General features: G+C 44.0%; 8 protein-coding genes. 5 read left to right on the top strand and 3 right to left on the bottom strand.

What is annotated here, in order from left to right; all coding sequences use genetic code 11:
• The first annotated feature begins 40 nt into the window (after positions 1-40).
• Positions 41-820 (top strand): 5'/3'-nucleotidase SurE, encoded by a 780-nt coding sequence (surE, locus tag G5B00_RS13790; RefSeq protein WP_163876489.1) that lies wholly within the window; start codon positions 41-43, stop codon positions 818-820.
• Between the two features lie 2 nt (positions 821-822).
• Positions 823-1,083 carry a hypothetical protein gene (locus tag G5B00_RS13785; RefSeq protein WP_163876486.1) on the top strand — a complete coding sequence of 87 codons (261 nt, stop codon included), beginning with the start codon at positions 823-825 and terminating at the stop codon, positions 1,081-1,083.
• An 11-nt stretch (positions 1,084-1,094) separates the two neighbouring features.
• Here the strand turns inward: G5B00_RS13785 and G5B00_RS13780 are convergent, their stop codons facing one another.
• The 3 genes from G5B00_RS13780 to G5B00_RS13770 are packed head-to-tail and all read right to left on the bottom strand — an operon-like array spanning position 1,095 to position 8,674.
• Positions 1,095-5,186 (bottom strand): two-component regulator propeller domain-containing protein, encoded by a 4,092-nt coding sequence (locus G5B00_RS13780; protein WP_163876483.1) that lies wholly within the window; start codon positions 5,184-5,186, stop codon positions 1,095-1,097.
• 41 nt (positions 5,187-5,227) lie between these two features.
• Positions 5,228-7,450, bottom strand: coding sequence for a heparinase II/III family protein (locus G5B00_RS13775; RefSeq protein ID WP_163876481.1), 2,223 nt, complete (start codon positions 7,448-7,450; stop codon positions 5,228-5,230).
• Positions 7,451-7,489: 39 nt separating this feature from the next.
• Positions 7,490-8,674: a glycoside hydrolase family 88 protein gene (locus G5B00_RS13770; RefSeq protein ID WP_163876479.1), complete on the bottom strand. Its 1,185-nt coding sequence runs from the start codon at positions 8,672-8,674 to the stop codon at positions 7,490-7,492.
• A gap of 347 nt (positions 8,675-9,021) precedes the next feature.
• Here G5B00_RS13770 and G5B00_RS13765 point away from each other — a divergent pair, with 347 nt between their 5' ends.
• Genes G5B00_RS13765 through G5B00_RS13755 form a run of 3 tightly spaced genes read left to right on the top strand, consistent with a single transcriptional unit; the run spans position 9,022 to position 15,554 of the window.
• On the top strand, positions 9,022-10,629 hold the full coding sequence (locus tag G5B00_RS13765) for a hypothetical protein (RefSeq protein ID WP_163876476.1): 1,608 nt from the start codon (positions 9,022-9,024) through the stop codon (positions 10,627-10,629).
• A gap of 50 nt (positions 10,630-10,679) precedes the next feature.
• Complete coding sequence (locus tag G5B00_RS13760) at positions 10,680-13,799, top strand: SusC/RagA family TonB-linked outer membrane protein (RefSeq protein ID WP_163876472.1); 3,120 nt, start codon at positions 10,680-10,682, stop codon at positions 13,797-13,799.
• A gap of 33 nt (positions 13,800-13,832) precedes the next feature.
• Positions 13,833-15,554 carry a RagB/SusD family nutrient uptake outer membrane protein gene (locus G5B00_RS13755; protein ID WP_163876470.1) on the top strand — a complete coding sequence of 574 codons (1,722 nt, stop codon included), beginning with the start codon at positions 13,833-13,835 and terminating at the stop codon, positions 15,552-15,554.
• The last annotated feature ends 21 nt before the right edge of the window (positions 15,555-15,575 follow it).

Genomic DNA, 15,575 nt, shown 5'->3' with positions numbered 1-15,575 from the left:
GTTTTTTTGCGTCCATCGTTGAATTTGCTAACTTAGTCCCATGGCAAAGAAAAAACCAACCATATTGGTGGTCAATGATGACGGCATAACAGCCCCCGGGATTAAAGTCCTCCTTGAGGAGATGCAAAAAATAGGTCATGTAGTGGTGGTGGCTCCGGATAGCCCACAATCGGGTATGGGGCATGCAATTACGATCGGTAAGCCCTTGCGTCTGGACAAGATTGATCTCTACGAAGGAGTGGAAATGTACAAATGCTCAGGTACACCAGTGGACTGTGTGAAACTCGCCGTCAACAAGATCTTCAAAGGTAAAAAACCAGATTTGTGTGTGTCGGGGATCAACCATGGGCTAAATTACTCGATCAATGTATTGTATTCGGGGACAATGTCTGCTGCCGTGGAAGGTGCTATTGAGGATATTCCGTCGATCGGTTTTTCATTAGATGATTTTTCGCATCATGCAGACTTCACGCACTGTCGACCTTATGTGCGTGCTATTGCCCAACAAGTTTTGCAGCATGGCCTGCAAAAGGCTACTCTTTTGAATGTTAATTTTCCGCATAGCAGCAAAGAGCTAAAAGGAATAAAAATATGCCGGCAAGCTACTGCTAAGTGGTTTGAAGAGTTTGACGAGCGGTTGGACCCTTATGAGCGGCAATATTACTGGATGACAGGCAAGTTTCAGCTATTGGATAGAGGAGAGGATACAGATGCCTTTGCGCTAAGCAATGGCTATGTCTCTATCGTGCCCACACAATTTGATATGACGGCGCATCATGCCATCACTGATCTGAATTCCTGGAGTTTTGATGTGAAATAAGGATGAAGAATAATTTTATCGTAGGTGTCTTGTTGGGATCTGTGTTTCCGGTACTGGCTTATCTGCTGACGACTTATACCGAACTCCAAAAGACTTTTTTTGAACAGAAACCTATTACCATCTATGTGTTGGCCGCAGTAGTGAATCTCATAGCCGTACGTTTTATCTACCGGAGCGGACGGGAAAACACGGCCAAAGGAATAGTGTTGGTGACTTTCTTGGCTATGGTACTGATGGTCTTTGTGTTGAGGATCAAGGTGTGAGAGTGAAGGGCTTATTTATCTGTTGTGCTTTGTTTTCTTTTGTATTCTGACGGTGTTGCATTAAATTGCTCCCGGAAGCTTTCTCTGAAATATTTTAGGTCGTTGAACCCTACCTCATAGGCGATTTGGGATATGTTCATGTTGGTTTGGGTCAGAAGCAAGGCGGCTTTCTTGAGTCGAATGGTCCGGATAAAGGTGGACAGGTTTTGGCCTGTCAATGCCTTGAGCTTGGTGTAAATAACCGTTCGGCTCATATTCATCTCCTCAATGAATGTACTGACATTGAAGTTTGGATTGCTGATATTTTGCTCGACCACAGAGATGGCTTGTTCCAGAAAAAGCTCGTCGGGAGATGTGATCGTGAGTTTTTTAGGCTCTAAAATGGTATCCTGTTTGAATTTGCGGATCAGGTTTGCCCGTGTCTTTAATAGATTGTCCACCCTTGTTTCGAGTATTTTCGCATCAAACGGCTTGGTAATATACGCATCCGCTCCCGTACGGTACCCTTTTTCCTGATGGGTAGGAGATGTTTTTGCCGTGAGTAAGATCACCGGGATATGGCTGGTGATCAGGGTTGTTTTGATGGTATGGCAAAGTTCGAAACCATCCATGACGGGCATCTGTATATCGCTGATGATGAGATCTATCGGATGCTGATGGGCAATAGCCATAGCCGGCTTGCCGTCATTGGCCACAAAGACATTGTATTTACCGACAAAAATTCCTTTAATAAACTGCTGTAGGTCTGTATTATCTTCTACGATCAATAGGTTTTGCAGATCTTCCTCTAGATCTTCCACCGGTAATGTTTCCTGTTCCGAGTGTAGTTCTTCTATTGTATACTCATCAGCATTTTTAGAGAATGAAACCTCCTCTTCAAGAGCTTCTTGTCCCCACAAGCGTTCGTCTTCTGATAGGTGTTTGTCCCCTAACCTTAGTAACACGCTAAAACGTGTTCCTTTGGCTTTCGAGCTTTTTACGGTAATGATACCTTTATGGAGTTCGACCAGTCTTTTTGTCAAGGATAGACCTATGCCCGAACCAAGGTTTTTCTCCGTATTGTCTAGCTGATAAAATTGGTCAAAAATCAAATGGAGCTGTTCTTGGGGAATCTCATAGCCAAAATTGGTCACACTGATTTTGACATAATCTACAGACTCGCTATTTTGCTTTTTTGATGTGGTCGAAAGGGTTATGGTCACTTCACTGTCGTTGTTACTAAACTTAAATGCATTGGACAATAGATTAAACAAGATCTCCTTCAGCTTGATTTTGTCAAACCAGACTTGGATGTCTTCCTTACTCGAAACCAGTTGATAGTTGATGTTTTTCTGTTCGGCCAATGCGTCAAAGGACCTTTTGATATCCTCCACAAAAGGGACGATATTGCTTTTTGAGGCCTGTAATGTCAGTTTTCCCGATTCGCTTTTTCTGAAATCCAGAATCTGATTTACCAGCTGGAGCAGCATACGCGTATTTTTCAGCATGATTTCATGCTGTTGTTGGATGTAGCTGTCACCTCTGTTTTCACGGATCATTTTTTCCAAAGGTCCCATGATCAGGGTCAATGGTGTACGGAAATCATGTGATATGTCTGTAAATAGCTGCAACCTCAGTTGATTGATCTGTTCAGATCTTTCTTTTTCCTTTCTCTCTTTTATTCTCAGCAGGGTTAATTTCCGGATATATAAAAATAGACTGCCGAAAAGAATGAAATAAAGAGTATATGCCCACCATGTTTTCCAAGGCGCGGGAAGCACTTGTATGTGGAGTGTCGCACCGTGTTCGTTCCATATCCCGTCGTTATTGGCTCCGATGACCTTAAAGATATATTTTCCCTGCTTGATGTTGGTATAGATAGCTCTTCGCTGATTGCCAATGTAGTTCCAGTTTTCATCGTTTCCTTCGAGTTTATAGGCAAATTCGTTTTTGTCCGGTCGCATGTAACTCAATGAGGTAAAATCTATACTGAAATTGTTTTCATTATATTTTAGCGTGACAGTCTTGACAGAATCGGTTATTTTTTTGAAAAAAGTATTATTGACGTCGATGTTGGTAATGTCCAATGGGGGAACGAAGGTATTTCTTCGCAGGTCATTGGGATTGAAATGGGTCAACCCATTGGTACCACCGAAGAAAAGCTCTTTTTGGCTTGTTCGGAGAAAAGAACCGTAATTGAATTCATTTCCCTGCAAGCCATCCGATTGGTTATAGCTCTTGATCGTGTTGGAGGATATTTCTATCCGGCTGATTCCGTTGTTGGTACTGACCCATATTTTTCCATTGCTGTCTGCAAGTATGCCATATATAATATCGTTGGGTAGGCCGTCTTTGGTACTGTAGGATATTGTTGTCTTGTTTTTGGGGTTGTATATATGGAGTCCCTGTCCTTCGGTTCCGACCCAATAGTTGTTGGATGGGTCTACAAAAATACAATTGATATAAAGTGGGGGATCGTTTTGAGCGAGCTCCTTTATGGGTATGGTCTGCTTCTGTTTGGTCTGTATATGGATGGTTTCCAGTCCATTATTTCCTCCCACAAGCAGTATATCGGGATTTTCGGTCTGGGTGATGCTCATGACCGTTTTGATGTCTTTATCGATTTTTGAGAGGTTTTTTTGATGTGTGTCGTAAAAAATCAGACCACCTGTCAGCGTACCGATCCAGATATTCCCGTTACGATCTTCAAAAAGTGTGAGTACCTTATAGGCTTTCAAAGAGATATTTTGATGTGAGAGGAAGTCTATCTGTTGGAATTTGAACGGTTTTTTGTTGGGATCGAGATAGTTCAGCCCTCCATCGTGCATACCTATCCATATCCCTCCTTTGCGGTCTATAATGACGGATTTGACATTGCTGCCACTTAGGCTGTGGGGATTATAGGAATCGTGATTGTAATAGGTGAATTTTTTCGTCTCTCTATCGTAAAAGTTCAGTCCACCACCTTCGGTTCCGATCCAGAGGTTGCCCTTGGCATCTTCGGCCATACCACTTACTACCCGATAATTGAGCTTATTGTCGGTATTCCCAAAGGGTATATGCCTGAATGCGGCGTTGTCTCGGTTGTAGTAATTGATACCATCAGCCCAGGTACCGATCCACATATCTCCTCTGGAATCACGGATGATCTTATAGATGGAATTTTGGCTTAAGCTACTGGAATTGTTTGGGTCATGCACGATATGTTTTAATTCGCTACGGTCTGTATTCAGGATATAGAGACCTGAGTAACTTCCTATCCAGAGATTTCCGAAATGGTCTTCGCAAAGGGTCCTTACCGAAGTCGTAATGGCCTTTTTGTCATGAAAATCAAAGTCAATAAAATTTTCGGTCAACGGATCGTATCGGGCAAGCCCTTTCTCATAGCCTAGCCAAAGGTTATTTCTCTTATCCATAAATAGCGTGGGAAGATCATTGAGGTGTATACTGCTACCGGCCTTTTGTGGATAGTGGAGGTGCTTATAGAATCCTCGGTCTGCATGGTACACATCGATATACTTTGTATTGCAGATCCAGATATTGCCCTCGTTGTCCTTTAGGAAGGATCGAATGTTGTTGTCGCTGGGCGAGTTTGTACTGCTGTTTCGTCTTTGTATCCTTGAGATTTGATTTGTCTTGATATTGACCTGAACGATGCCATTTGCAGTTGCGACCCAGAGTAGGTCGTTATCAATTTGGGTGATTCCCCGTACGACATTATCGCTTACTACATCTGGAGCGTCGGAGAGTTGATACCGTATAAAGTTGTCTGTCGTGGGGTTGTACTTGTTCAGCCCTCTTTCCGTTCCTACCCAAAGGTGGCCGTAGCTGTCTTCATATATCGCGTGTACATTGCTGTTGCTCAGACTATTGGAGTCTACCAAGGTATGTCTGTAGATGACGAATTTTTGTCCATCGAATTTGTTGAGGCCATCCCTTGTTCCGAACCAGAGATAGCCTTTTTTGTCCTGGATGATGTCTGCTACAGACCTTTGGGACAAACCATCGGTGGAAGTAAAGTACTTGAAGACAAGATCTTTGGGTATACCTTGTTGATACTGACCGCAGACAATAGGGCTAAACCCGATAAGAAAAAGAAAACTGATAAGGAGGTAGGATCTCATTCGTTTTTGGGTTTAACAGCGAATTTAATAAAAATATCCTGTTAGTACGGTACCTGTGGCTTTACTGTTTCGATAAAGTTTTCAGATAGTCGTGTTACACTCCCCTGTTTGATATGGATTGATCCCTTAGCTGTTCCATCTTTGGAAAAGGCCACGGTATAGTCGCGGCTGTCGTAGCTGAAGGAGACACCCACTTGGTCGCCCTCGTTGATTAGTTGCGAATTGATCATGGACGTTAGGTTGTTCCGATCTCCGACCTGTATAAGATGTAGAAATCGGTCTTCGGTATTCGCCTGTGATGGGGTTGTTTCCACACGCCATTGCCCCAGAAGAGGGTGATCGTTTGGTATGGAATACGAACTAGGTATAGGCCAGTTTTTTCCTCCGGACCAAAACTGTTTTCCAGGACCACCTATTTTAGTATGATTAGCATTTTCGGGTAACAATGTTCTGCAGAAAAGTCTTCCTTCATTCTGGTCTGCATAAAATGTATTTCCATTGAATACAGGCTCTGTAGCTGTATGAAGTAACCATCTTTTTGGATATGCTGCATTTTTTGAGATCACCTGATCGTAGACAATGAAAATATCGGGTAGGACAAAGACGAACTGCCGTAATACCAAGGCAGACTTATTGACGTGATAAGATGCTGTTGCATCCGAAGCTATGTACACATACTCGGGCTTTTCGTCAAATGCCAAAACCTTGGATCCGAGCATGTTGTTTTGGCCGCCATCGTTAGGAGCAGGTTCTCTTGTCTCACCACTCGCAGGGTTGCCCCAATAGGTCGGCATGACCTCTCCGGGCATTTCGATCGTGATACAGTTGTGCGCTACTGTCCGGGCATAATAATTGGGCAGGTGCATGCCGGGCTCCGGACGGCCTCCGCTATCCATGGCCAGATATCCGCGTTTGTAGATCGTGAAATGGTTATTGTCATAGTGTCGGTGAGACGTGACTGCGCCATCTGCCGTAAAGAGCGCGTAGGTATCGGTCTCATTGGAACCTGATCGCATGAATATCTGTCCCTGTGGCCGGAAGAAAAAGGCTTTGGGCATCCTGTCCGTGATATCCTGTGGATTGGCGAGATTGTACGTGTTGTTCGTTAGGAAAAAGCTGGTCAAAGGAAATTCTGCTTGCTCTCTGTTGCCGGCTTTGTGCAGCAACCACTTGGCCGTCGGGATGATTTCGGAGTGAGAGTTTCCGTAGAAGTGTAGAAGTTGGGACAGGTGTACCGGGAGGAAGTCTGTGTTGAATGCATTGGTCCAATGATCGGAGTCGCCAAAACCAAACTCCCGCCTATAGCCACCTATCCAATTCCAATACCAAAAACTTGGGTAGATCGTGAGGTGTGTACATTTGGATGAAATGCTTTGGCCTGTGGCGGATTGATAGGTGTGCATGAAATTAAACTCTGCCCAGGGATAAGCTTTTGACGCGTATTCAAGCACGGCGACCGGCAAGCCTCCTACGGAGCTCCGGTGTTCGATTACTTTCAGGTGGTTGTCATAGCCATTTTCGAGCATTTTTAATGCCAAAGCATCATTTATACCTGTTTTATGAAAAGCAACACCCGCATACCATTCCAATACATTGTTTCCATAAAAACCTGCGTCGATTTCGCGCCCTCTGTTTTCCCGGTTAAAATCCGGCCTGCTGGAAGGAAGCATAAAATTGATGGTATTCAATAGCTTCTCGCCGATCTGCTGCCGCTCATTGGCAGTCAGGTGATTGTACAGCCAATCGTATGCACATAGCGTGTGTATCCGTGAAAAGGCTCTCCAATGAATATTCAAACTTTTATTATTACGATGTTCATAGTAGTCTACGATCTCTTTGAGAAGGTTTTTTGCCAGGTTGAGATATTTACTGTCTTCCGTTATGAGGAAAACAAACGCTGCTTCTGCGGCTCTGGTGCCGTACGCATGGTTGTTGTTGCTTGTGCCATCGGCAGCATTGATATCTTCAAATACAATCTCCTGTCCGATCATATTATCGAGCTGGGACTTGATTTTATTGAACGCAGTTTGTTCTTCGTTTAATGTTCTTTGTTTTACTTTGTCAAAGGTCTGCTTATTAAAGAATAACCGTGGATGTTCGGTAGATACGGATGCTACCCAACCGGTTGGCGCCGTCTCTTTATCTCCTTTATTGTCGTTCTCCGAATCCTTGATCTTGTCTTTTTTACAGGATAGAAGTACTAAAATCAGTATCGTTGCAAATAACCTGACCCCTGGTCTTATTTTAATTTTTTCCATCATCATTTTAAAATAATATGTATGTGATTGTCCTTAGAGCCGAACTTATAGTCTTCTTTCTTTAAGGCGAACAAGGGCTTCGATATAATAATAATCCGCATAATTCAACGGCACATCTATTTCATTACCATGAGGAATGCTGCCCACACTATGTTTGAGGACAAAGTTTCCGTTTTCTCCCGGTTCGGCTGTGTAGGTGTCTCCGGACAGTGAATTTAAGATATGCAATGCAGGTTCTAAATATTTATCGTTTGTATAGGTACTCAGCTCCAGCAGAGCTGAAGCCATGATGGCACCGGAAGAAGCATCCCGTATTTCGTTCGGAATATTTGGCGCGTTAAAGTCCCAGTAGGGTACCCCATCCTCAGGATAATTGGGATGTGTGAGAATGAAGTTGGCTATCCTCTCCGCAAAGTCCAGATACTTTTTGTCTTTGGTATATCGGTAGCACATGGTGTATCCATATAATGCCCAAGCCTGTCCACGTGCCCAGGCACTCTCATCGGCAAACCCCTGAGCAGTGACCCTGTGCAAGACCTCTCCGGTCTCTGGATCGTAATCCACCACGTGATATGAACTGCCATCCGGTCGGAAATGATTCTGCATCGTTGTATTGGCGTGGGCTATAGCGATATTTCTGTAGGTACTGTCTCCGGTGATGTTCGATACCTCGAACAACATTTCCAGGTTCATCAGGTTATCGATAATGACCGGAAACCGCCATCCTCTCTCGGCCTGCCAGTTGCCGACCACGTCCCAACTTTGTATGCAACCGACTTTTTCGTTGAAACGTGTAATCAAAGCATTGGAAGCATCTACCAACACCTGTTTGTACTGCTCTTCGCCGGTTATGCGATAAGCCTTTCCGTAGGAGTTGTTGAAGATAAAGCCGAGATCATGGTCGTTGGTCAGATCCTTGTGGTGTTCGATCAGCTTTTGCGAGATGATAGCCGCTTCTTTCCATTGATTGTCTTTGGTATGTTCGTATAACATCCAACAGGTACCTGACCAAAATCCTTCGGTCCAGTCGTACGGTGTTTCGATCCAACGAATACCACCTTCTTTATTAGTACTCCTTGGAATATTGTTCTCTTGCAGCGAAGCAGTGCGCAATACAGTGAGTTGTTTTTCGGCATTTTGAAGTCTGGAATCAACCGTGTCATTGTTTGTAGCACATCCTAAAATGGTCGAGGAGAATAGCAATAATGTAGTCGACTTGATAATGTTCATTTTTTCTTGTTACTTAAGTAAGATTATAGAAGTGATTTATTGGGAATATGGTCAGATATATTTTATATTGGCTTCATTCGTGACATGGCATGATAGGTTTATAGTACTACAAATTACGACAATTATATCTGACGGATAAGGGGATAGAGCATCTGAAAGAGAGGGGCAGAATGTCCGTCAGAAAAAACACTTTTTCTCTTGAATAACCATCATTTCAAAATTATCTTTAGAACAAAGATTTCAAATTACCCCCTTATTTAAGACAGTTATCCCCTAGGAGGAACTCTGCTCTTTTTTGATCTTTGTGGAAGATTGTAAACTAATAACCAAGTAAACATTATTAAATCATGAAAAATGGAAGTTTGTTTTTGCTGATGCTCCATATCTTTCTAGTGTATGGATGCAAAGAAGCCTGGAAAGCCGGCACTATTGGCAATCCGGCAGACCTGAAATATATAGAGGTGCTGAATGCGAGAGAAGGAGCCGGAGTCACATCGGCACCGCCGACAGTACAGACCGGAGGACTTCTCCCTAGATACGAGATCGTAAGCATCAGAAAAGCCGACGGTTCAGCATTGGACGAATCGCTCCTGCAATACTTTAGTATAGGGGGAAGTACAACTGTCAATGTGCCCATCCGATCCAATGACAGTGTCGTGGATGAAGATGGCAATCTTATCACATCGGTCAAGGCCGTAAGCAAGGGGCAAAATGGGGTGATCATGCTTGCTGCGGGGCATACTTTGCCAGTAGGCGATTATTATATCACGATCAAAGTAACGACAGAAGCTGAGGGCACGGTGTATTCAACAGTTTTTGATGACGCTTTTCATTTACAGATCGCTCCGCTCCTGCCGACCATGATGGTCTATGCGCCTAAAAACCAAAACTTGGTCTATGGTGATCCGGACAGTAAGACCGTAACACCGATCGTACCCAACGGCAATCCGGATATTTCGTTCGCATTGGGCAATCATTCGGACAAATTGGTTATTGACAGGGCCACCGGAGCGATATCCCTTGCACCGGCATATGTTTATAGCAGCAGGGAGTCATTGGATGTGACAGTCCATGCCATCAGCAATATCAATGGAGAGGTTGCGGCTTTTGAAGATGTCGTCCGGGTTATCATTACCGACGTGCCCGAAGAAATGGAAGTAGAAACCCTATATTTCTTTTATCCTACCCTGATAACATCCGGAGCGAAGCCGAATGGAGGTGTGGGGTATACCGTGCAAAAGGTCAACCCGGGCAATAGTCGACGTATATGGGGAGAGACAATAAACAATTATGGAAAATTTCTTCAAGTACCGGAAAGACCCGCTGCTAATGCAGGACAGATGCCTTTGCAGACAGATACCTATAACGACGGTAATACGACAGCCCCTTTTGATATATGGCTGGCCATGGCGAGCCAAGACCTGACTCCATTCCAATATGGCTATAAGGTATCTTTAACATTCTACTATCAGGTGGCGTTCCACCAATATCTGCAGAATGGCAGTTCACCCTCTGATCTGGAAGTGTACATTTCTAGGGATTATACAGGAGGTATTATTGCGGACGCTAATGGTAATTGGCTGAATGGTACTTGGACAAAAATCAATGATGATATAAAAAGCCAAAAATCGTTGGGTACAAACGGGACACAATCAACAGGCGCTCCATGGGGCCCTGTATTTGATGGTACACCCTATCCCGGAGATCAGACAGGACCTGATCCAGAAGAGAGGAAGAGACCCGATTTAGGCACTTTTAGTGCGAAGTGGATTAAGTGTGTATATGAGGTTCCTAGCAGTTACTTAACCTCGACCAGCTTTACGTTGGCTTTTCGGATTAAATCTATGAATTTTACGGAACCAGTGACGTTTAATCATGCAGACCTTTCTAAGAGAGGACGAGGAGGAATGTATGTCTTGTCTGATATTCACTATAAAGCAGAGGAATCGAATTAATATATGGCGGACATTTTATCGGTCCATCCAAAAACATGAACTTACGAACTATGAAATTAATCAATCTATTATTGCTGTTCTTTATTCCCATATCGGGTGTTTTTGCACAAAATACGATTATGGGAACAGTGACCGACCATCAGGGAGAGCCGATCTTGGGAGCTAGTATCACGGTAAAAGGTAGACAACAGAAAGTGCAATCCAATGAAACCGGTACTTATTCTATTGCCAATGTAAAATCCTCCGATATCTTGGTCTACTCGTATGTAGGCTTCCAGACGGTCGAAAAGTTGGTATTGGATCAGCGAACAATCAATGTTCAGCTGAAAATGGATGGTGTCCAGCTCAATGAAGTCGTCGTGGTAGGATACGATGTTGTTAAGAAAGGAGATCTTACCGGCTCAGTCGCGAGTGTCAATCCCGATGAATTGAAAGCCACAGCTACGGCAAATTTTGACGAAGCATTGGCCGGCCGTGTCGCGGGGGTAGAGGTTACATCGAGTGACGGTACGCCGGGCAGTGCACTCAATATTGTCATTCGCGGGGGTAATTCCATAACGGGCGACAACACGCCCCTCTATGTAGTAGACGGTGTACCTTTGGAAGAGTTTGACCCCGGTAGTCTCAATACGCGTGACATCAAAAGCCTGGATATCCTAAAAGACGCGTCTGCGACAGCCATATACGGTTCACGTGGAGCAAATGGGGTAGTCGTCATTACGACCTACGGAGGGAGGTCAGATGGCAAGACAGACATCAGTGCTTCTACATCCTATTGGACACGATATATACCTACTCGTCTGGATGTAATGGATCCCTACGAGTATGTGAAGTATCAGGAAAAGGTAGCTTATGCCAGAGATAACTATACCCCGGCCTATAACGTGGACCAGTTTCATAACCGGTGGATAGATGCCGAATTGTACCGGAATACGCAGGGCACAAATTGGCAGGACGAAATGTTCCAGGTCGGGCTTACCAACAACCATACATTGACCTTGAGTACAGGAAATAACAAGACGACGTTATATTACAGTGGAAATTTTTTGGATCAACAGGGTACACTTATCACAACTGGATTTCGAAAAATTAACAACAGGTTGAAATTCACTCATAAGTTGGTGGATAACTTTGTGATAAATGGACAAGTAGAGTATACCAAGCTAAAATACGATGGTATGCAGGTGTCTGGTGATCAATGGACGAGTGTCATTCGGAATGCGGTAACATTCCGTCCGGTGCAGCCGGTAAATTGGGTAGAAGATGAAGAAGAGATACTTATTACGGATGATCCGAGCCTGTTTGACCCGGTAACGACGCTTAATAATACCATGCGACAACAGCATTCTGATATCCTTGCCGGAACACTGGGATTCAGCTATGAATTTTTACCAAAATTTAGCTTGGATGTCCTTGGTAATTACAGGACGTCCATCACGGAGAGTACTTTGTTCTTTAAAAAAGATACAAATGAAGGCTCCAGAACCAACAGGGGGATAAATGGTACGATAAGTGATCGGAGGAATGACATTTTGTCTGTAACGGGAACGGTACGGTACAAAGACAAGAAAGGGGCCCATGATTATGGGTTTTTGGTGGGGTCAGAAGCACAGCATAACGGTTTCGAAACATCTCAATTGCGGAATACAAACTTGCCTACAGACTTCTTCGGGATCAATAACCTGGGAGTCGCGACTACTGCGACTATCGCGCAATCCATGTACACCGAAAATACCTTGCTTTCTTATTTTGGCCGGGCCAACTATGCGTACGACGGCAAATACCTGGCTACCATTAACTTTAGAGCTGACGGTTCTTCCAAATTCAGAGGAAAAAATACATGGGGATACTTTCCCTCGTTTTCACTTGCCTGGCGGGTATCGCAGGAACAATTTCTTAAATCTATCGAAGCGATTACCGACATGAAGTTTAGGGCAGGATGGGGTGTGACCGGAAATAACAGGATAGGTAATTTCTTGGGCTACAATCTGTTCACTGTAGATGCTAACAGCGGGTATGTATTGGGCGAAAACCAGGAGTTCTCTCCCGGTGCGATCCAAAGCGTTTTGGCTGTACCTGATCTGCGTTGGGAGAGTACCGCACAGACCAATATTGGATTAGATCTACAGCTGCTGAAAAGGTTTGATGTTACCGTAGATTACTACATAAAGGATACCCGGGATCTATTGTTGAATGCTGAAATGGCATTGAGTACAGGTTTTTCCAGAGCACAGCAGAATATAGGTGCCGTATCCAATCGTGGGGTTGAGTTTACGTTAAAATCTCAAAACATACGGGGCAGGGATTTTAGATGGAGTACCAATTTCAACATCTCGTTCAATAGAACCAAGACGCTGAAACTCAATGCCGGGCAACGGGAAATAAGAACAGACCCTGCTTGGGACTCGCAGTTCATGCAGACCGAATATCAGTATATTACCAGAATAGGACAACCCGTGGGGATGATGTATGGGTTGGTATTTGATGGCCTTTACCAATTGGAAGATTTTCATTATGTAGGCGGTGATTATATATTGAAAGACGGCCAGCCTTCTTATCAAACAGCAATGAGGCCGGGTATGGTCAAATTTAAGGATATCAACAATGATGGCAGGATCAACGAACTTGATAGAACTATTATCGGCAACCCCCACCCCAAGCATACGGGAGGCTTGTTTAACCATTTTAGGTACAAATCTTTCGACTTGCAGTTTTTGCTGCAATGGGCTTATGACTTTGACATATTAAACGGCAATAAATCTAGTTTTGGCAATATATACATAGCGGGAAGAAACGGGTTAAAATCGCTCAACGATATCTGGACACCTGAAAATACGGACACCGATATCGGGGGTGTAAGGTATGGCGGAGTTGGCCTTGTGACACCTTATGGATACAAGCTGGATACCCGTCATATCGATGATGGCTCTTACGTGAAATTAAAGACCGTCACCTTGGGCTATAATTTGCCACAGTCTATGCTGACGAAGCTCCGGATGAAGCGGTGCAGGGTTTCTGTATCGGCCCAAAACCTGCATACTTGGACCAAATACGAAGGGTATGATCCGGATGTATCCGTGGGTAGATTTGGTGCGTTGACTCCCCGCTTGGACTATTCTGCTTATCCACAGAGTGTGACGATCTCAGGAGGTATAGACATTACATTTTAATCAAAAAATTTGTATCTACTAATACGACTTAAAATGAAAAGAAATATAAAATATTTAATTGTTGTAGCCGTGATGCTTGGCCTTTCTGGATGTAGTAAGTTTTTGGAAGTCGAGCCGAAATATGCGTGGACAGACGAGTCTTTTTATTCCACCAGGGAAGAGGCTGACCTTGCCCTGTCAGGTATTTACGGGCAATTGGCTACGGAGGATTTGTATGGGTATATGTTCAATGTCATCTTGGAAGCCGGTACGGATGAAAGCTACACCAATACGACCTCGGCTCAAAGAGATGCCGCAAAGTATGCATATACCTCATCGAGTGATGAAATAAAGAACGCATGGCTGAGATTTTATAGCTGTATACATCTGATCAACCAATTTGAGAAAAATCTGAAAGCTGATTTGTTTACCCAGGAAGAATACAACAGGCTGTTGGCCAAAGCCCGTTTTATCCGGGGTTTCTGTTATTTCAATCTAGCCAATTGGTTTGGCCCGGTTCCTTTGCGCCTAACGCCAAGTTATTCGCAGGCTGACAATGATTTCCCTCCGTCACCCGTATTTGATGTCTATAAGCAGGTGGAAAAAGATTACTTATTTGCGGCAGAGCATCTCTATCATGCTCAAGATGCCGGGTATGTACCGGGTGAACCCAACAAGATGGCCGCACATGGGCTATTGGCAAGGTTGTACCTCAAGATGGGAGGATTCCATCCCTATCTGGCTCCAAACGAGGCGGATTGTTATTTTGAAAACCCCCAACAGTATTTCGATAAGGCGAAGGAGCAATGCGAGATCATCATCAATGATGGCTGGCATAGCATAGTACCCTATGCTACCGATCCGAATAGCTATAGGAAACATTTTATCCACTATCTGCAGGACAAATACGATCTAAGGGAATCGCTGTTTGAGATTTCTTTTGGTAACTTGCATAATATGGGTATAGATGTCAGTGGAAGACTGGGAAATATCAATGGTGTAGAATTCGTGGGTACGCCCGATATACCTAGGGGCTTTGCCATTATCAATGTAGGTGTCCCCCTTTATAATATCTACTCGGCGGAGGATGCGCGGCGTACATGGAGTATTGCAGGCTATAGAAATAATTTCAGTTCCGGAACCCAAACATTTACCATGAGGTATATTTTTGACAGCCCCTTGGATCAAGAGTATGGTATTGGTAAATTTAGGCGGTGGGAACCGACGGATATAGAGGAACTAAAGACCCGGTCTCCGTGGGCAAGCGCACCCTATACGATATTGAACAACACGCCGGGGTCAGAAAAAGACCCTAACTTTACGAGCATTAATTTCCCGATACTACGCTTTTCGGATGTGCTATTGATGCATGCGGAAGCAATTATTGGAGGTAGGTTTGGTACGGCCGACGCGACACCGGCAGCTGTGACCAGCCTCAATAAGGTAAGGGAACGTGCAGGACAGGAACCCTATAGTGGAAGCTGGAACCACAATGTGTTTTTTGACGAGATCGTGAATGAGAGATTGAGAGAACTGTGTTTTGAAGGGTTGCGTAAACAGGACCTGATTCGATGGAATTTGCTGAAAGAAAAGCTGGACGAAACGAATACTATGATACGTAACCATCCCTCATTTAATGCGACAAATCAATTTCATCAGACTTATCTGGAACCCGGCATTAATTTTACGAAAGAAAAGCATTTTCTGTTGCCTTATCCGCTACAAGAAACGGAATTGAACAACAGCCTCAAACAACGGCCGCAATGGACAGACTAGAGGTAGATATAGTATTAAATT

The sequence above is a fragment of the Parapedobacter sp. SGR-10 genome, assembly GCF_011030405.1.
In the GTDB taxonomy this organism is placed as follows: Bacteria; Bacteroidota; Bacteroidia; order Sphingobacteriales; family Sphingobacteriaceae; genus Sphingobacterium.
Note: the sequence above shows the minus strand (reverse complement) of the source record. Positions and strands in the feature narration are given on the sequence as shown.